Consider the following 18,416-nt stretch of genomic DNA (forward strand, 5'->3'; position numbering starts at 1 on the left):
ACGTTCATCCGGGGAGACCTCCGGCCAAGGTTGGAGCTTCGCAACCCCAGCTTCTCAGCCGCTCCCCGGGTGAACAACCTTCATAGCTTCGACAGCTAGACCGAAAAAACTCCCCGGAGCCGATCCGGGGAGCCTTCCTCATCCGATCGTCGTGGGAACGCCGATCAGAATTCTTCCCAGTCCTCGACCTTGGTCGCGAGCGCGGCGCCGCCGCCGGAGCGGCCGGGCCGAACGGCGGGKGCGGCGCGGGCCGGGGCGGGTCGCGGCGCGGGCGCGCGAACGGCGGCGGCCGCCGCGTCGCCGACCCGGAAGCGGTCGACCAGGGCCGCCAGCTGGTTGGCTTCGTTCTTCAGCGAGTGGCTGGCCGCTGTTGCTTCCTCGACCATGGCGGCGTTTTGCTGGACCACCTGGTCCATCTGGTTGACCGCCTTGTTGACCTCCTGCAGACCGGTCGACTGCTCGACCGCCGAGGCGGCGATCTCCGTGACCAGGCCGTCGATCGAGGCCACCTGGGTGACGATGCGCTGCAGCGCCTTGCCCGTCTGGCCGACCAGGTCGACGCCCGCCTCGACCTGCTGGGTCGAGGTCGAGATCAGCGTCTTGATCTCCTTGGCGGCCTCGGCCGAGCGCTGGGCCAGGGCCCGCACTTCCTGGGCCACGACCGCGAAACCGCGGCCGGCGTCACCGGCGCGCGCCGCTTCGACCCCGGCGTTCAGGGCCAGCAGGTTGGTCTGGAAGGCGATCTCGTCGATGACGCCGATGATCTGGCTGACCTGGGCGGACGAGGTCTCGATCTCGGTCATGGCCCGAACCGCCTGGCCGACGATCCGGCCGGACTCCTCGGCGTCGGTGCGGGCGGTGGCGACCACGGTGGAGGCTTCCTTGGCGCCGGACGCGGTCTTGCGCACCGTGGCGGTGATCTCGTCCAGGGCGGCGGCGGTCTCTTCCAGCGAGGCGGCCTGCTGCTCGGTGCGGCGGGCCAGGCTGTCGGAGGCGTCGGCGATCTCGTCGGAGCCGCTGCGCACGCCCTTGGTGGAGACGATGATGGACCCCATGACCTCGCGCAGCTTCTCGACCGCCAGGTTGAAGTCCTCGCGCAGCTGGCGATAGCGGCCGGCGAACTCGGCGTCGATGCGGCAGGTCAGGTCGCCCTGGGCCAGGCGCGCCAGGCTGGAGGCCAGCTGATCGACGACCGCGCTCTGTTCGGCGGCGACCACGCGGCGCTCGTCGTCGTTGGCGGCGCGCTCGCTTTCGGCCGTCAGGCGGGTCTGTTCGGCGACGGCCTCCAGCTGGATCTTGGCCAGGGCGGCTTCCTTGAAGGTGGCGACGGCGGCGGCCATCTGGCCGATCTCGTCCTTGCGGCCGGCGGCGGGGATGGTCACGCCGTTGTCGCCCGAGGCCAGGCGACGCATGGCCGCCGTCATGGCCGTCACCGGCGCGGCGATGAAGCCCGACAGCAGCAGCCCGCCGCCCAGGGCGATGGCGATGGCGACGCCGATGCCGATCGCCAGGGTCAGGCGCGCCTCCAGGGCGGATTTCTTCTGGGCCGCGGCCTCGGTGGCGACGACGGCTTCGGAATTCTTGACGATCAGCTCGATATTGTCCTCGACCACCGAGACCGACTGGTCGGCGACGCCGTCGTGCTTGACCAGGTCGACGGCCTGCTGGTGGGTGGCCGGATCGCGCGCCAGGGTCTCGCCGGGCTCGATGGCGACCTTGCGGTAGTTGGCGTAGGCGGTGTCGACGTCGGCGATCCGGGCCATCTGGGCCTCGTCGCCCTTGGCCAGGGTGCGCAGCTGCTCCAGGGCGGCCAGGAACTTCGGCTTGTGAGCCTCTTCCAGGCGCTTAACGTAGTATTCGTCGCCCGACAGCAGGAAGCCCCGCAGCGAGTTTTCCTGGCGGGTCAGGCGGAACGCGGCCGTGTCGGCGGCGCGCAGCGACAGGTAGGCCCGCTCCGTGCGCTCGATCGAGGCTTCGTATTTCGTCTGGTTGACGAACAGGGTCACGCCCATCACCGCGATCGCCGAAAGCATCACGGCGAACACGGCCATCAGCTTATGGGGGATTTTCAGATCGCCGAAGTTCATGGGCGCGCTCCTCTTGAGATCGCGACGCAAAAACTCTTGGACCACAGGTATTTAAGCAGCAGCCAGAAGCGCACGTCGCACGCCTTCTCTGTGGCCGGACCAGGGTTTCCACGCCCTTAACTGTACTGTGGCGCAAGGTCGCAGGCCGGAGGACCAAGCCCTGGCGCCGCCTGGCCTCCACCGTGCGCCCCCTATCCAAGATTGCATAGTCAAAGGCGTAGAGCGCTTCGCGGGGAAGGGCGCTCTACCTGTGGCGGCGCTTCCCGCAGCGCGAAAAAATTAGTGCGCCTCGTCCCAATTGGCGGCGGCGCGCGCCTCGACCGTCAGGGGCACCGAGATCGCCACAGCCGGCTCGGCCGCGCCCTGCATGATCTCGCGGGCGACCTTGATCGTGGCCTCGGCCTCGGCTTCCGGCGCCTCGAACACCAGTTCGTCGTGCACCTGCAGCAGCATCTTCGACGACAGCCCCGCCGCCTTCAGCGCGCCGGGCATGCGGACCATGGCCCGGCGCATGACGTCGGCGGCCGCCCCCTGGATCGGGGCGTTGATCGCCGCCCGTTCGGCGAACTGCCGGTGGGCCACCGACTTGCCGCCGATGTCGGGGATGTTGATCTTCCGCCCAAAGATGGTGGTGACGTAGCCGTGCTCGCGCACGAAGGCCTTGGTCGCCTCCATGTAGGCCTGGATGCCGGGGAAGCGCTCGAAATAGGTCTTGATATAGGCCCCGGCCTCGCCCTGCGGGATCGACAGCTGGTTGGCCAGGCCGAAGGCCGAGATGCCGTAGACGATGCCGAAATTGATCGCCTTGGCCCGACGGCGCACCTCGCTGGACATGCCCTCGATCGGCGTGTTGAACATCTCCGACGCGGTCATGGCGTGGATGTCCAGGCCCTCCTGGAACGCCTTCTTCAGCTGCGGGATGTCGCCGATGTGGGCCAGCAGGCGCAGCTCGATCTGGCTGTAGTCGGCGCTGATCAGCACCTTGCCCGGCGCGGCCACGAAGGCCTTGCGGATCTTGCGGCCTTCCTCGGTGCGGATCGGGATGTTCTGCAGGTTCGGGTCGGACGACGACAGGCGGCCCGTGGTGGTCGAGGCCAGGGCGTAGGAGGTATGGATCCGGTTGGCGCCGCCCGGGGCGATGGCCGCGATCAGGTTCTCGGTATAGGTGCCCTTCAGCTTGGAAAGCTGGCGCCAGTCCAGCAGGACGCGGGGCAGTTCGTGGTCGTTGGCCAGGGCCTCCAGGACGTCGCTGTCGGTGGACCACTGGCCGGTGGCGGTCTTCTTGCCGCCCTTCAGGGCCATTTCGCCGAACAGCACGTCGCCGATCTGCTTGGGGCTGCCCAGGTTGAACGGCCGGCCGACCAGTTCCTGGGCCCGCGCCTCGAACTGGGCCATGCGCATCGAGAACTCGTTGGAGAGGCGGCGCAGGGTCTCGGGATCCACCCGGACGCCCTCGTTTTCCATCGCCGCCAGCACGGCGGGCAGGGGGCGCTCCAAGGTCTCATACACCGTCAGCAGGCCCTCGCGCGCCAGCCGGGGCTTGAGCACCTCGTAGAGCCGCAGGGTGACGTCGGCGTCCTCGGCGGCGTAGGCGGTGGCCTGGTCGAGCGCCACGTGCTTGAAGCTGATCTGGCCCTTGCCCGAGCCCGCGACCTGCTTGAACGGGATCGGCTTGTGGCCCAGCCACAGCTCCGACAGCTCGTCCATGCCGTGGCCGTGCAGGCCCGCTTCCAGCACGTAGCTGATCAGCATGGTGTCCTCGATCGGCCCCACCTCGATCCCGTGACGGGCCAGGACGGCGATGTCGTACTTGGCGTTCTGGGCCACCTTCAGCACCGCCGGAGCCTCCAGCAGCGGCTTGAGGGCGGCGATCGCCTCTTCCAGCGGGATCTGGACCAGGTCGGCGGCGGCCTCCAGGGCCAGGCCGTCCTTTTCGCAGTGGCCGACCGGGATGTAGCAGGCCTCGCCCGGCGCGATGGCCAGCGACACGCCGCACAGGCCGGCGGTGGCCGACGACAGGGCGTCGGTCTCGGTGTCGAAGGCGACGACGCCCTTGGCCGTGGCCTTGGCCACCCAGGCGTTCAGAGTTTCCAGGTCGCGCACGCAGACATAGGCGGCGTGGTCGATGGTTACGGCCTGGGTCGCCGCGCGCTCGGCGGGCCGGCCGTACGACACCGACAGCACCGGCGCGGTGGGCTGGGCGGGCGGACGGTCCAGGGTGCGCGGCGCGGCGGCGGCGTTGCCGTCGCCGACCCGGCGGGCCAGGGACCGGAACTCCATGGTCTCCAGGAAGTCGGCCAGCACCTGCTTGTCCGGCTCGCGCACCACCAGGTCGTCGACCGGCTCGGGCAGCGGCGTGTCGCAGTCCAGCTTGACCAGGGCGCGCGACAGCCGGATCTGGTCGGCGTATTCGATCAGGGTTTCGCGGCGCTTGGGCTGCTTGATCTCGCTGGCCCGGGCCAGCAGCGTGTCGAGGTCGCCGTATTCGTTGATCAGCTGGGCGGCGGTCTTGATGCCGATGCCGGGGGCGCCGGGGACGTTGTCGACGCTGTCGCCGCACAGCGACTGCACGTCGACCACCCGTTCGGGATAGACGCCGAACTTCTCGAACACCTGCTCGCGGTCGATGCGGACGCCCTTCATCGGGTCGAACATCGACACGCCTTCGCCGACCAGCTGCATCAGGTCCTTGTCGGACGAGACGATCACGGCCTCGCCGCCCATGTCGCGGACCTTGCAGGCATAGGCGGCGATCAGGTCGTCGGCCTCGTAGCCGGGCAGCTCGATGGCCGGCACGCCGAAGGCGCGGGTGGCCTCGCGCACCAGCGGGAACTGCGGGATCAGGTCCTCGGGCGGCGGCGGCCGATGGGCCTTGTACTTGTCATAGAGGTTGTTGCGGAACGTCTTCTCGGAGTGGTCCCAGATCACCGCCAGGTGCGTGGGCGCGTCGCCCTGCATGTCGCGCATCAGCTTCCACAGCATGTTGCAGAAGCCCTGGACGGCGCCGACCGGCAGGCCGTCGCTCTTGCGGGTCAGCGGCGGCAGGGCGTGGTAGGCGCGGAACAGATAGGCCGAGCCGTCGACCAGGAACAGCCGTACGGCGGGTCCGTCCTGGGTCAGGGGGCGGTCAGCCCCGGGGAGGGCGGCGGAATCGGGCGCGAGCGTGTCGGTCATGGCCGGGAAGATAGGCGGTCGCGGCCCGCGCGGGAACACCCTCAGACGCGCTCTAGCCGAACCGGGCGTTCAGGTTGGGGAGGTCCTTGCCGAACGCCGCATAGGTCGTGGCGCCGCCGTCGGCCAGGAAGGCCCGGGTCCCGGTGAGCATCGCGCCATAGGCGGCGGTGAACGGGCCGGTGGCCGAGCTCAGGCGGCGCACGCCGAGCTCGGCCAGGCGCTGGGCCGAAGGCATGCCGGGGCGGCCCATCACGTTGAGCGGCAGGGCGACGCCGGCGGCGAGCCTGGACAGCACGTCCTCCTCGATCGGCAGGGGCACGAAGATCCCGCTGGCCCCGGCGTCCGCGTACAGCGCCGCGCGGCGCAGGGTTTCGGCCAAGGCCGCTTCGCCCTCGGCCAACTTGGCCAGATAGACGTCGGTGCGGGCGTTGATGAACAGGTTGACGCCGGTCTGGTCGGCGGTGGCGCGCACGGTCTGGATCTTGCGGGCGTGCAGGTCCGGATCACGCCGGCCGTCCTCGAAATTGATCCCCACCGCGCCGGCCCCGATCACCGCCTTGATCGTCTCGGCCAGGGTCGGCAGGTCGTCGGTGTAGCCGCCCTCGATGTCGGCGGTGACCGGAACCGACACCACCCGGGCGATGCTCGCGACGGTGTCGACCACGGCCGCCACGGGGACGGCGTCACCGTCGACATAGCCCCGGGCCCAGGCCACCGCGGCGCTGGAGGTCGCCACGGCCTTGGCCCCCGCGTCGGCCATCAGGGCGGCGCTGGCGGCGTCCCAGGCGTTGGGCAGGAGCAGCACGTCGGGGCCGGCGTGCAGGGCGTGGAAGCGGTCGGCGATCGTGGTCATGGCGGCGGCTCCGAAAGGGCAGGCGGACGGACTATCGGCAATCGCGCCCCGGCCGTCTCGCGGAAATCGGACCTTGATGACCGGCTGCTGACATCCGTTGGCGGCGGACCCTGGCAGAGGGCGCCCAAGAAAACGGCGATCCGCCAATTGCGGCGAACGCGTCGTATTGCCGCCTTGGCGAGGTCAATTGCCTGGCCTAGAGGCAGGAGGTTCGCCTGCGCCGCAAAAACGGGAACCTCCTCCTCTCCCGGGCTTTGGTTCGAACGACCCGAAACACAGGAAGACCCTGGCCCATGGTTTCATGGAAGAAGATCCGTGTCGGTACGGCGCTCGTCGCCGCCACCCTGACCACCGCCGCCGTGCTGGCCGTGGCCCCCGCCCATCCTGTCGCGCCGCCCGCTCGCCCGACCAGTGAGCCGGTCAAGCTGGCCCCGCCGCTGATGCCCGCCGAAGCCGGCAAGCCGCTGCCCAAGACGATCCTGACCTGAGGGACGTCCTGGCCCAAGAATCCGGGCCTGACCTAGATTTCCAGCGGCTTTGGGCGCTATGGAGCGCCCATGCCGTTCACCGCCACCGTCCTGACCATGTTCCCCGAGGCCTTTCCCGGCCCGCTCGGCGTCTCGCTGATCGGCACGTCATGGAAGGAGCAGGACCTGTGGCGTTTGGAAACACTGGACATTCGGGGGTTTTCCAAGGATAAGCGCGGCTTCCTCGACGACACCCCCGCGGGTGGCGGCGTGGGAGCGGTACTGAAAGCGGACGTCATCGCCGCCGCGCTGGACAGCGTGGAGGTCGGTGGGCGGCCGCTTTTGTACATGAGCGCCCGGGGTTGGCCCCTGACCCAGGCGCGCGTCAAGGAATGGGCCAAGGCTCCGGGCGTCATCGTCCTGTGCGGCCGTTTCGAGGGGGTGGACCAGCGGGTGCTCGACGCCCGGGGGTTCGAGGAGGTCTCGGTCGGAGACGCTGTTCTTGCCGGTGGCGAGGCGGCGGCGATGGTCGTGATCGAGGCGTGCGTTCGATTGGCTCCAGGGGTTCTGGGCAATTTCGAGAGCACGCAGGAAGAAAGCTTCGAGGACGGGCTTCTCGAGCATCCGCAGTACACTAGGCCGCGGACGTTCGAAGGGCTCGACATCCCCGAAGTGCTGCTGTCGGGCGACCACAAGAAGGTGGCCCAGTGGCGGAAAACCATGCGTGAAGAGACCACCCGCGAGCGGCGTCCAGACCTCTGGGAAGCGCATCTCGCCAATCAACAGGCAAAAGGCGGCCCGAAAACGGGTAAGCCCAAAGGAGACTAGAGTTATGGCTGCTAACATCATCAAGGAACTCGAGCGCGAAGAAGCCCAGCGTCTGCTGGCCGCCCGCGCCATCCCCGAGTTCGAGCCGGGCGACACCCTGCGCGTCAACGTCCGCATCAAGGAAGGCGAGCGCGAGCGCGTCCAGGCCTATGAGGGCGTCTGCATCGCCCGTTCGGGCGGCGGCGTGCACGAGAGCTTCACCGTCCGCAAGATCTCGTTCGGCGAAGGCGTGGAGCGTCTGTTCCCGCTGCTGTCGCCGAGCATCGAAAGCATCGAAGTCAAGCGTCGCGGCGTCGTCCGTCGCGCCAAGCTGTACTACCTGCGCGACCGTCGCGGTAAGTCGGCCCGGATCGCCGAACGCTCGAACGTCCGCAAGGTGGAAGCCGCCGACGCCGAATAGGCTTGGCGACTTGCCGAAGATCAGGGCCCCGGCGGAAACGCCGGGGCCTTTTTCTTATGGATTTCAGTGGTCAAGCTTGAGTGCAAGCGCACGAATATATTGACAAAACATCGTTGTCTGGTGTTTGGTGAACGTACCCCCACCGCTTAGGCGACGGGCTTATAGACCGCCCCCTTGCTAGGGAGTGGCCCTCTTCGGAAACGGCGTCATGGCCACCGAAGGAAATGCGATATGAGGGCGCGCCGCAAACACAGGGCGCGCCCTCTTTGCGTTCGGAGACAGAGCGTTCGGAGACAGAGCGTTCCGAGACAGAGCGTTCGGGGACAGGCCGCGAGGGCGCGTCCCCATCTCGGCGCGCGCTGACCTATCGCGCCCCCGCCCGCCGCCGCTTGGGCGGGGCGCCCTGGCGGGAGTCTCGCCGGTCGCGCATCCGCTGCAGGCGCTTGCGCACCCGCGCGTCGCGCAGCAGGGCGGAGGGCACGTCGGTCAGCATCTTCAGGCCGGCGATCGGCGAGACGTTGCGCACGTCGCGGCGGGCCTGGGCCAGCACCTCGCCGACCATCAGCCGGTTGTCGATCTCGCCCTGCTCCTTGACCATGGCCAGGCGGTGCAGGGCGTAGAGGCCCAGGATCGCGGCGATCAGGAAATAGAAGTCCCAGTTGGAGATCCGCAGCGGCACCAGGGTCAGCACGTCGCCGGGGCTTGTCCAACGCAGCAGGATCTCCAGCCGGCGGGCGGCGAAGAAGTCGGCGAACACCCCGCCCAGCAGCGGGGCCAGGCCGGCGGCGGCCGAGCTGATCATGGCGTTGGCGGCGATATAGGCCGTGGCCGAGCCGCGGGGCGACAGCTTCAGGGCGATATTGCCCGACGACAGGGTCACCCCGGCGGTGGCCAGGCCCATCAAGGCGTGCAGGGCGATCAGATAGGCCATCACCCAGGACCGCTCGTGGATCTGCGAGGCGCCGACCATGGCGGCGATGCAGGCGATGAACAGCGGGGCGGCGACGGCCAGCACCGACTTGTTGGCGAAGCGGTCCGACAGCAGGCCCCAGCTGCGCAGGGCCAGGACGTTGGTCGCCTGGCTGACCACGCTGAGCACCACCACGAAGGTGACCGACAGCCCCAGCTGCTTGACGAAGAACACCGTGAAGAACGGCGTGGCCAGGTTCACCGCGAACTGCCAGCTGGCCAGGAAGGCGATCAGCCGGCGGAAGTTCCTGTCCCTCAGCGGCGCGCGCAGCAGCGGGATCAGCCTCACCCGTTCGGCCGGGGCGGGCATCTGCGGCTCGGGGGTCAGGGCCAGCTCGCGGCAGCTGAGCAGGCCGGCCAGGAAGGCGGCGAAGTACAGGCCGGCGAACACGAACGGGCGCAGGAACGAGCCTTCCGGTGCGCGGTCCAGGGCCAGGGCGGCGGCCAGGCTGGCGGCCAGGCCGACGACGGTGGCGTTGATGGTCCGCTTGGCGAAGATCTGGCCCATCCGCTGCTCGGGGGCCAGGTCCCGGACCCAGGCGTTCCAGGCGCAGCCGCCGAAGGTGGCGATCCCGCAATAGAAGACCTGGGCCGCCACTAGCCCCGCCAGGGCCGCCGGGCCGCCGCCGGTCAGGGCCAGCAGGGCCATGCCGACCAGGGCGCAGCGGCTGATCAGGCTGGCCAGCACCGAGATCCGCTTGCGGGTCCGCAGCCCCTCGACCAGCAGCACCCCGGGCAGCTGCAGCAGCTGCACCCAGAAGGTCACCGCCGCCAGCAGGCCGATCGTGGTGTTGGAAGCGCCCAGCTGCAGGGCGAAGGCGGTCAGGATGACGCCGCTGGTCACCGCGGTGACGGCGTTGGAGAACCCCGCCTCGCGGACCAGATGTCGCAGGCCGCGCTCGCGGTCTTCTTCGCTCAGGCTGGGCGTCGGGGCAAGAAACATGCGCAGCAAGGCCTTTGCATGGCTCGGCCGAGGCAGTTTGATCCAACCTGCCGCCGGCCCGCGTGAATTTTCGGCGTTTCCTCGCTTTACGCGCCCCGTCTCAAGGCCTAGATGCCCGGGTATCATGACCCGCGCACCCAAGACCCTCTACGACAAGATCTGGGACGCTCACGTCGTCAACGAACAGGACGGCGAAGCGATCCTCTATATCGACCTGCACCTCATCCACGAGGTCACCACCCCGCAGGCCTTCGCCGGGCTTCGCGCGGCCGGCCGCAAGGTGCGCCGGCCCGACCGCACGCTGGCCGTCGCCGACCACAACATCCCGACCGAGGGCCAGGCCAAGGGCGTCGACGCCGTGGCCGACGACGAGGCCCGCCTGCAGCTGAAGACCCTGGCGCGCAACGTCCAGGACAACGGCATCGAGTTCTTCCCGATGGGCGACATCCGCAACGGGATCGTCCACGTGGTCGGCCCCGAGCAGGGCCGCACCCAGCCGGGCATGACCATCGTCTGCGGCGACAGCCACACCTCGACCCATGGCGCGTTCGGGGCCCTGGCCCACGGCATCGGCACGTCCGAGGTCGAGCACGTCCTGGCCACCCAGACCCTGCGCCAGGAGAAGGCCAAGAACATGCTGGTCCGCGTCGACGGCCAGCTGGGTCCCGGCGTCACCGCCAAGGACGTCGCCCTGGCCGTGATCGGCGAGATCGGCACCGCCGGCGGCACCGGCTATGTCATCGAGTTCGCCGGTCCGGTGGTCCGCGACCTGTCGATGGAAGGCCGCATGACGCTGTGCAACCTGACCATCGAGGGCGGCGCCAAGGCCGGCCTGGTCGCGCCCGACGACAAGACCTTCGCCTATATCCAGGGCAAGCCCTCGGCCCCCAAGGGCGCGGCCTGGGACATGGCGCTGTCGTACTGGAAGAGCTTCGTCAGCGACGCGGAAGCCCATTTCGACCGCACCGTGGTGATCGACGGCTCGGCCCTGGTCCCGATGGTCACCTGGGGCACGTCGCCCGAGGACGTCATCCCGGTGACCGGCAACGTCCCGGATCCGGAAAGCTTCGCCACCCCCGACAAGCGCGCCGCCGCTCACCGGGCGCTGGACTATATGGGCCTGACCGCCGGCCAGCCGATCAGCGAGGCCCGCATCGACCGCGTCTTCATCGGCTCGTGCACCAATAGCCGGATCGAGGACATGCGCGCCGCCGCCGCCGTTGTGCAGGAAGCCTTCCTGCAGGGCCGGCTGGTGGCTCCGCACGTCAAGGCTATGGTGGTGCCGGGTTCGGGCCTGGTGAAGGAACAGGCCGAGGCCGAAGGCCTGGACGCCATCTTCAAGGCCGCGGGCTTTGACTGGCGCGAGCCGGGCTGCTCGATGTGCCTGGCCATGAACCCCGACAAGCTGGCCCCGCAGGAGCGCTGCGCCTCGACCAGCAACCGCAACTTCGAGGGCCGCCAGGGCCGCGCCGGCCGCACCCACCTGGTGTCGCCGGCCATGGCGGCGGCGGCGGCGATCGCCGGCCACCTGGTCGACGTGCGCGCCCTGCTTGAGGAGACCGTCTGATGCAGGCCTTCACCCGTCTCGACGGCCGCGCGGCGCCGCTGTCGCTGGCCAATATCGACACCGACCAGATCATCCCCAAGCAGTTCCTCAAGACCGTCGAGCGCGAGGGCCTGGCCAAGGGCCTGTTCTACGACTTCCGCTTCGACGGCGAGGGGAACGAGATCGCCGACTTCGTGCTGAACCGGCCGGAGTACAAAGGCTCCAGCGTGCTGATCGCCGGCGACAACTTCGGCTGCGGAAGCTCGCGCGAGCACGCGCCCTGGGCGTTGATGGACTACGGGATCATGTGCGTGATCTCGACCAGCTTCGCCGACATCTTCAACAACAACTGCTTCAACAACGGCCTGCTGCCGGTGGTGCTGAAGCCCGAGGAAGTCGCCCAGCTGATGGACGAAGCCAAGGGCGGCAACCACATGGTCAGCGTGGATCTGGAGTCCCAGACGGTGGTTTCGCCCTCGGGCAGGAGCTTCCGGTTCGAGATCGATCCGGTGCGCAAGGACAAGATGCTCAAGGGCCTGGATTTCATCGGCGAGACCCTGATGCACAGCGCCGACATCGACCTGTACGAGAGCAAGCGGGCGCTGGACCGGCCGTGGCTGGAAGCTTGAGCGCCGTGCGTCCTTCGAGGCCCGCTGCGCGGGCGCCTCAGGATGAGGAACGTTGTGCTGAATTCCTCATCCTGAGGAGTGAGGCGCAGCCGAGCCTCGAAGGACGCACGGCGGCGCCCTGTCAGGACGCACGCCCATGACCGTCATCCTGGCCGGCACGATCCGCGTCGCGCCCGAGCGCCTGGCCGAGCTGCGGCCGCACCTGAAGGCCCAGGTCGAGGGCAGTCGCGCCGAGCCGGGCTGCCTGGACTATGCGCTGAGCGAGGATCCGCTGGATCCCGGCTTGATCCGGGTGTTCGAGCACTTCGTCGACGAGGAAGCCCTGGCCTTCCACCGCGCCAGCCCGCACATGGCCGCCTGGCGCGCGTGCTTCCCGCAACTGGGCGTCCACGACCGCCGCATGTCGTCCTTCGACGTTTCAGACTACCGCACCATCTAAGAGAGCTTTCCGATGTCCACGCTTCTGCTCCTGCCCGGCGACGGGATCGGCCCCGAGGTTTGCGGGGAGGTGCGCCGGGTGGCCGCGACCCTCACCCCCGACCTGAATGTCGAGGAGCGGATCTATGGCGGCGCCAGCTACGACGCCCACGGCACGCCCCTGACCGACGAGGTCCGTGACGCGGCCCTGGCCAGCGACGCGGTGCTGATGGGCGCGGTCGGCGGCCCGCAATGGGCGAACGCCCCGCGCCACCTGCGTCCCGAGGCCGGCCTGCTGAACCTGCGCAAGGCGATGGACGTCTACGCCAACCTGCGTCCGGCCTACTGCTTCGAGGCCCTGGCTGACGCCTCCAGCCTCAAGCGCGAACTGGTTTCGGGCCTGGACATCATGTTCGTCCGTGAACTGACGGGCGGGGTCTATTTCGGCCAGCCGCGCGGGATCGAGGACCTGGGCGACGGTCAGAAGCGCGGCGTCGACACCCAGGTCTACACCACCGCCGAGATCGAGCGCGTGGCCCGGGTGGCCTTCGAGCTGGCCCGCGGCCGTGGCAATCGCGTGGCCTCGGCCGAGAAGTCGAACGTCATGGAAAGCGGCCTGTTGTGGAAGCAGGTGGTCACCGAGCTGCACGCCCGCGACTATGCCGACGTCCAGCTGGAGCACATCCTGGCCGACAACTGCGCCATGCAGCTGGTCCGCGCCCCCAAGCAGTTCGACGTCATCGTCACCGACAACCTGTTCGGCGACATCCTGTCGGACGCCGCGGCCATGCTGACCGGCTCGCTGGGCATGCTGCCCTCGGCGGCCCTGGGCGCGGCGGGCAAGCCGGGCCTGTACGAGCCCATCCACGGCTCGGCGCCCGACATCGCCGGCAAGGGCGTGGCCAATCCGCTGGCCGCCATCCTGTCGTTCGAGATGGCCCTGCGCTGGTCGCTGAACCGCGCCGACGCCGCCGACGCCCTGCTGGCGGCGGTCAAGGCGGCGCTGGACGGCGGGGCCCGGACCCGCGACCTGGGCGGCGAGCTGTCGACGGCCCAGATGGGCGACGCCGTGCTTGCGAACCTAGGTCGTTGATATATCGACGTTATTCCTAAGGTTCCCGCAACGTAACCTTAAGGGTTCTCGGTCAAACCCTGCGCGTCGATTTCAACACCGGGCGCGGGGCAAGCGATGCGATTCCAGGACCTGAAGATTTCCACGAAGCTCGGGATCGCGTTCAGCGCGCTGATCCTGGCCTTTGCGGTGTCGTCCGGCGTCGTCTTCGCCAGCCTGCAGAGCATCGACAAGGCCTCGACCTCCAGCCAGCGCAGCCTCGTCCTGGCCAGCCAGGCCGAGACGATGATGAGCCTGATCCTCGAGCAGCAGAACGCCCTGCGCGGCTACGCCCTGACCGACGATCCCGCGTTCGCCGAGGTCTACCAGGACAACGCCGCGGCGTTCGACAAGGCGCTGGACGCCTTCGAGGGCAAGACCACCCAGGCCGCCCAGAAGGAACGCATCCAGAAGATGCGGACCGCCATGACCGATTGGCGGCGCGACGTCGCCGAGCCGACGCTGACGGCGATGAAGGACCCGGCGAGCAAGTCCCAGGCCGCCGGGCTGATCGGCAAGAAGAGCCTGGACGACCTGCGCGCCCTGCAGGACGAACTGTCGAGCGCCGCCCTCGAGCGCGTGACGATCCGCGCCAAGGAACAGAAGGGCGCCATGATGCTGGCCACCCAGTCGCTGGTGATCGGCGGCGTGGCCGCCCTGGCCATCGCCGGCCTGATGGGCTGGCTGCTGTCGAGCACGATCGGCGCCCCGGTGTCGCGCATGACCGCCGTCATGCGCCGCCTGGCCTCGGGCGACAACGACGCCGAGGTCCCGGCGATCGGCCGCAAGGACGAGGTCGGGCTGATGGCCGACGCCCTGCTCAGCTTCAAGGACGCCGCCGTCGCCAAGGCGCGGCTGGAAGGCGAAACCGTCGAGCAGCGCCGCCTGACCGAGGCCGAGCGCGCCCAGCGCGAAGCCGAGAAGGCCGCCGAGGCCCAGGCCGACGCCGTGGCGATCGGGGCCCTGGCCCAGGCGCTCGACCGCCTGGCCGGCGGCGACCTGACCCATCGCATCAGCGTCGACTTCGCCCCCAAGGCCGCCCAGCTGAAGTCCGACTTCAACACCGCCGCCGACCGCCTGCAGGACGCCCTGCGCGGCATCAACGCGGCGACCGGCGGCATCCGGTCCGGCTCGGAAGAGATCGCCAGCGCCTCGGACGACCTGTCGCGCCGCACCGAGCAGCAGGCGGCCAGTCTGGAAGAAACCGCCGCCGCCCTCGACCAGATCACCGCCACCGTGCGCAAGACCGCCGCGGGCGCCAACGAGGTGTCCGGCCTGGTGGCCAACGCCCGGACCGGCGCCGAGAAGTCCGGCCAGATCGTCAGCCAGGCCGTCAGCGCCATGACCGAGATCGAAACCTCGTCGCAGCAGGTGTCCCAGATCATCGGGGTGATCGACGAGATCGCCTTCCAGACCAACCTCCTGGCCCTGAACGCGGGCGTCGAAGCGGCTCGCGCCGGTGACGCCGGTCGAGGCTTCGCGGTGGTGGCCCAGGAAGTGCGGGCCCTGGCCCAGCGCTCGGCCGACGCCGCCAAGGAGATCAAGGGCCTGATTTCGACCTCGACCGCCCAGGTCGGAACCGGCGTCAGCCTGGTCGGCCAGACCGGCCAGGCGCTGCAGGCCATCGTCGACCAGGTCGCCTCGATCGACAGCCTGGTCCGGGAAATCGCCGCCTCGGCCCAGGAACAGGCGACCGGTCTGCATCAGGTCAACAGCGCCGTGAACCAGATGGACCAGGTCGTCCAGCAGAACGCCGCCATGGTCGAGGAAGCCACCGCCGCCACCCACTCACTGAAGGGCGAAGCCGGTGAACTGGCCGCCCTGGTCGGGCGCTTCAAGGTGGGCGGCGAGGCCTCGCGCCCGGTCGCCGCCACGCCCGCCTCGCGGCCGGTCGCCAGCCCGGCCCAAGCGGCCCGGACCCGGATCGCCGCCGCGTTCAACGGTAATGCGGCGGTCGCGGCGGACAGCTGGGAAGAGTTCTGACCGGCCACGCCCGCCGGTTCGGCGGAGGGAAGTCTCGACCAGGCCTACCCTTCCCGTGACGACGCTCTAAGCTTGTCCCAAAAGGACAAGGGAGGAGCAGCCATGATCCCGGGCCTGATGCAGACCACGCCGCTGCTGGTCAGCGGCATCCTGCGCTATGCGGCCGCCGCCCACGGCGGGCGCGAGATCGTTTCCCGGCTGATCGACGAGCCGCCCTGGCGCTACGACTATGCCGGCCTGGCCCAGCGCGCGGCCCAGGCCGCCAACGCCCTGGCGCGACTGGGCGTGCGGCCGGGCGACCGGGTCACCTCCCTGGCCTGGAACACCCACCGGCACCTGGAGCTGTTCTACGCCGTTCCCGGCCTCGGCGCGGTTCTGCACACGGCCAATCCCCGGCTGTCGGACGAGCAGATCGTCTTCACGATCAATCACGCCGCCAGCGGCGTCCTGCTGTTCGACCGCAATTTCGCCGAGCTGGTCGCCCGCCTGGCCCCGCGCCTGACCACGGTGAAGACCTTCGTCATGCTGTCCGACGCCGCGCGAACCCATGACGCCGGCGTCGGGGCGATGTCGTACGAGACCCTGATCGCCGGCGAGGCCGGGACCATCGACTGGCCCACGCTGGACGAGAACGCCGGCGCCTTCCTCTGTTACACCTCGGGCACGACGGGCGATCCCAAGGGGGTGCTCTATTCGCATCGCGCCGTGGTGCTGCACGCCATGGCCGGCGGCCTGGCCAGCGCCTTCGGCCTGACCGCCTTCGACGTGGTGATGCCGTGTTCCAGCCTCTATCACGCCACCGCCTGGGGCCTGCCGTTCACCGCCCCGATCTGTGGGTCCAAGCTGGTGTTGCCGGCCGACAGGATGGACGGCGCCTCGCTGCACGAGCTGATCCAGGGCGAAGGGGTGACCTTCACCGGCGGGGTGCCGACCATCTGGACGATGTACCTGGCCCATCTGGAACAGATCGGCCAGCGGCCGGACAGCCTCAAGCGCGTGGTGATCGGCGGCAGCGCGGTGCCGCGGGCCATGGCCGAGACCTTCAAGACGAAATACGGCGTCGACGTGCTGCAGATCTGGGGCATGACCGAGACCTGCCCGATCGGCGTGGTGGCCACGCCCACGCCGTCCCTGGCCGCCCTGGGCGAAGACGCCCTGAACGAGGCGATCTGGACCCGGCAGGGCCGGCTGCAGTTTGGGATCGAGCTGCGGGTCGAGACCGAGGACGGGGCCGAGGCTCCGCGCGACGGCGAGACCTCGGGCGCCTTGAAGGTGCGCGGGCCCTGGGTGGTCCGCCGCTACTACCGCCAGGAGGCCGACGCCGCCCAGGCCGACGGCTGGTTCGACACCGGCGACATCGCCACGCTCGACGCGCATGGCTTCATGCGCATCACCGACCGCCAGAAGGACGTCATCAAGTCGGGCGGCGAATGGATCAGCTCGATCGACCTGGAGAACATCGCCGCCGGCTGTCCGGGCGTGAAGATCGCCGCGGTGGTCGGCGTGCCGCATCCGAAGTGGGAGGAGCGCCCCCTGCTGGTGATCGAGGCCCACGCGGGCGCCTCGATCGGCAAGGCCGAGGTGCTGGCCTACCTCGCGCCTCGGATCGTCAAGTGGTGGACGCCTGACGACGTGGTGTTCGCCGCCGTCCCGCTGACGGCGACCGGCAAGATCGACAAGAAGGTGCTGCGGGAGGCCTGGCGAGGCCATCTGATGGGGTAGGCGCCTAGAACCTCAGCCGCCAGGTTTCCGAGACCAGCCCCTCGCCGAAACCGTCATAGGGCCAGCTGTCCTCGAGCTCGAAGCCGGCGCGTTCGTAGAGGCGGCGGGCCGGCAGCAGGTTGCTCTGGGTCCAGAGCACGACCTCCTGATAGCCGGCCTGGCGAGCGAAGCTCACGCATTCGGCCACCAGCCTGTCGCCGACGCCCAGGCCGCGGGCCGAGGGCTCGACCAGCAGCAGGCGCAGGCGGCCGACCGTGTCGCTCTCGCGGGCCAGCAGGATCGAGCCGACCGGCGCCCCCTGGTGCTCGGCGATCCAGCAGGCCTCGCGCGCCGGGTCGAAGGTCTTGATGAACTCGGCCACGACGCCGGCCACCAGCCCCTCGAACCGGGCGTCCCAGCCCTGTTCCGCCGCGTACAGAACGCCGTGCCGCTGGACGATCCAGCCATAGTCGCCGGGGCGGGGTCCGCGCAGGGCGATCATGACTCCAGCAGCGCCTTCAGCCGGGCCAGGTCGTCGGCGACCATGCCCTGGTCGCGCGCGAACCGGGCGTCGTCCATGCCGGGCGGCCGGAACAGGGTCAGGGTGACCTCGGCCCCGTCGCCGTTGGCCACCACCCGCAAGGGAATGCTGATCTCGGTCCCGTCCGGCAGGGTCACCCAGTGGTCGAGCACGCCGTAGGCGTTGGGCGGCGAGAACCGCACCTGGACGTCGCCGTCCGGCCCGTGGGCGATCCAGCGGTCGCCGTCGGGGGTCAGGCCGGCGCCGAGACCGGCGGCCCACTGGGGAAAGCTCTCGGGCTGTTGGGCGAAGGCGTAGACCTGGTCGGCCGGCCGGGCGATCGACACGGTGATCGGACGCGCTTCGAACAGGGTCACGGCTCAGGTCTCCATGGTCATTTGGGTTTGGGTGACCACCGCCACCAGCCTGCCGCCCTCGCCCTCGATCCGGGTAGTCCAGACGCTGGAACGGCGACCGACGTGCAGCGGGGTCGAGACCGCGGTGATCGTGGTTCCGACGCTGGCGCCGCCGATGAAGTTGGTCTTGCTCTCCAGCGTGGTGGTGCGCATCCCGGCCGGCGTGCTCAGGAAGGCGCCCACCGCCCCCAGGCTGTCGGCCAGGGCCATGGCCGCCCCGCCGTGCAGGACGCCGCCCGCGGTGCACAGGTCGGGGCGGACGATCAGCCGGCCCTCGACGCGATCCGGGGCGGCGTGGGTGATCTCCAGCCCCATCAGGGCGGCGAAGGGCAGGGCGGAGATGTCAAAGCCGTCTGTCACGGGCGTCGCTCC

The 18,416-nt window shown here is 69.6% G+C and carries 16 protein-coding genes and 1 pseudogene; 9 read left to right on the forward strand and 8 right to left on the reverse strand.

Translation table 11 applies throughout. The features are described 5' to 3' along the window. Positions 1–164 precede the first annotated feature (164 nt). From ASD47_RS12610 to ASD47_RS12620, 3 genes are all read right to left on the reverse strand, one after another. Complete coding sequence (locus ASD47_RS12610; protein ID WP_056756783.1) at positions 165–2,087, reverse strand: methyl-accepting chemotaxis protein; 1,923 nt, start codon at positions 2,085–2,087, stop codon at positions 165–167. 279 nt (positions 2,088–2,366) lie between these two features. After that, positions 2,367–5,261, reverse strand: a complete 2,895-nt coding sequence (gene polA / locus ASD47_RS12615; RefSeq protein ID WP_156402230.1) for a DNA polymerase I — start codon at positions 5,259–5,261, stop codon at positions 2,367–2,369. Positions 5,262–5,313: 52 nt separating this feature from the next. Then, positions 5,314–6,114: an isocitrate lyase/phosphoenolpyruvate mutase family protein gene (locus tag ASD47_RS12620; protein ID WP_056756784.1), complete on the reverse strand. Its 801-nt coding sequence runs from the start codon at positions 6,112–6,114 to the stop codon at positions 5,314–5,316. Positions 6,115–6,407: 293 nt separating this feature from the next. Here ASD47_RS12620 and ASD47_RS12625 point away from each other — a divergent pair, with 293 nt between their 5' ends. The 3 genes from ASD47_RS12625 to rplS all read left to right on the forward strand — a co-directional run bounded on the left by ASD47_RS12625 (position 6,408) and on the right by rplS (position 7,809). Then, positions 6,408–6,602 carry a hypothetical protein gene (locus tag ASD47_RS12625; protein ID WP_056756785.1) on the forward strand — a complete coding sequence of 65 codons (195 nt, stop codon included), beginning with the start codon at positions 6,408–6,410 and terminating at the stop codon, positions 6,600–6,602. A 69-nt stretch (positions 6,603–6,671) separates the two neighbouring features. Further along, entirely contained in the window at positions 6,672–7,409 is a 738-nt protein-coding gene (trmD, locus tag ASD47_RS12630) for a tRNA (guanosine(37)-N1)-methyltransferase TrmD (protein WP_056756786.1), read from the forward strand. A 4-nt stretch (positions 7,410–7,413) separates the two neighbouring features. Continuing rightward, positions 7,414–7,809 carry a 50S ribosomal protein L19 gene (gene rplS / locus ASD47_RS12635; RefSeq protein ID WP_056756789.1) on the forward strand — a complete coding sequence of 132 codons (396 nt, stop codon included), beginning with the start codon at positions 7,414–7,416 and terminating at the stop codon, positions 7,807–7,809. 364 nt (positions 7,810–8,173) lie between these two features. On the opposite strand, the gene ASD47_RS12640 is transcribed toward rplS, so the two are convergent. After that, on the reverse strand, positions 8,174–9,721 hold the full coding sequence (locus tag ASD47_RS12640; protein ID WP_162251639.1) for an MFS transporter: 1,548 nt from the start codon (positions 9,719–9,721) through the stop codon (positions 8,174–8,176). A gap of 124 nt (positions 9,722–9,845) precedes the next feature. On the opposite strand from ASD47_RS12640, the gene leuC reads away from it, so the two are divergent. Next, positions 9,846–11,288, forward strand: coding sequence for a 3-isopropylmalate dehydratase large subunit (gene leuC / locus ASD47_RS12645; protein ID WP_056756795.1), 1,443 nt, complete (start codon positions 9,846–9,848; stop codon positions 11,286–11,288). After that, positions 11,288–11,896: a 3-isopropylmalate dehydratase small subunit gene (leuD, locus tag ASD47_RS12650; protein ID WP_056756800.1), complete on the forward strand. Its 609-nt coding sequence runs from the start codon at positions 11,288–11,290 to the stop codon at positions 11,894–11,896. Before leuC ends, leuD begins: the two co-directional genes overlap by 1 nt. Here the strand turns inward: leuD and ASD47_RS27010 are convergent. Continuing rightward, positions 11,897–12,021 (reverse strand): annotated as a pseudogene (locus ASD47_RS27010) (hypothetical protein); the annotation flags it as partial. It lies immediately after the preceding gene. Positions 12,022–12,032: 11 nt separating this feature from the next. Here ASD47_RS27010 and ASD47_RS12655 point away from each other — a divergent pair. From ASD47_RS12655 to ASD47_RS12670, 4 genes are all read left to right on the forward strand, one after another. Beyond that, the gene (locus ASD47_RS12655; protein ID WP_056756801.1) at positions 12,033–12,335 is read left to right on the forward strand and encodes a putative quinol monooxygenase; all 303 of its coding nucleotides are present in this window, start codon (positions 12,033–12,035) and stop codon (positions 12,333–12,335) included. 12 nt (positions 12,336–12,347) lie between these two features. Beyond that, the gene (leuB, locus tag ASD47_RS12660) at positions 12,348–13,406 is read left to right on the forward strand and encodes a 3-isopropylmalate dehydrogenase (protein WP_056756802.1); all 1,059 of its coding nucleotides are present in this window, start codon (positions 12,348–12,350) and stop codon (positions 13,404–13,406) included. A 96-nt stretch (positions 13,407–13,502) separates the two neighbouring features. Next, positions 13,503–15,407, forward strand: coding sequence for a methyl-accepting chemotaxis protein (locus ASD47_RS12665; RefSeq protein WP_056756803.1), 1,905 nt, complete (start codon positions 13,503–13,505; stop codon positions 15,405–15,407). Between the two features lie 102 nt (positions 15,408–15,509). Beyond that, positions 15,510–17,129 carry a long-chain fatty acid--CoA ligase gene (locus ASD47_RS12670; protein ID WP_056756805.1) on the forward strand — a complete coding sequence of 540 codons (1,620 nt, stop codon included), beginning with the start codon at positions 15,510–15,512 and terminating at the stop codon, positions 17,127–17,129. Positions 17,130–17,133: 4 nt separating this feature from the next. Here ASD47_RS12670 and ASD47_RS12675 read toward each other — a convergent pair whose 3' ends face one another. From ASD47_RS12675 to ASD47_RS12685, 3 genes are read right to left on the reverse strand one after another with little or no spacing between them, the layout of a single operon-like run. Next, positions 17,134–17,610, reverse strand: coding sequence for a GNAT family N-acetyltransferase (locus ASD47_RS12675; RefSeq protein ID WP_056756808.1), 477 nt, complete (start codon positions 17,608–17,610; stop codon positions 17,134–17,136). After that, entirely contained in the window at positions 17,607–18,005 is a 399-nt protein-coding gene (locus ASD47_RS12680; RefSeq protein ID WP_082564602.1) for a polyketide cyclase, read from the reverse strand. Before ASD47_RS12680 ends, ASD47_RS12675 begins: the two co-directional genes overlap by 4 nt. Positions 18,006–18,008: 3 nt before the next feature. Next, a complete protein-coding gene (locus ASD47_RS12685) occupies positions 18,009–18,404 on the reverse strand; it encodes a PaaI family thioesterase (RefSeq protein ID WP_230983840.1) in 396 nt (131 codons plus the stop codon). Between the last annotated feature and the right edge of the window lie 12 nt (positions 18,405–18,416).

Source organism: Caulobacter sp. Root1472 (assembly GCF_001426985.1).
In the GTDB taxonomy this organism is placed as follows: Bacteria; Pseudomonadota; Alphaproteobacteria; order Caulobacterales; family Caulobacteraceae; genus Caulobacter; species Caulobacter rhizosphaerae.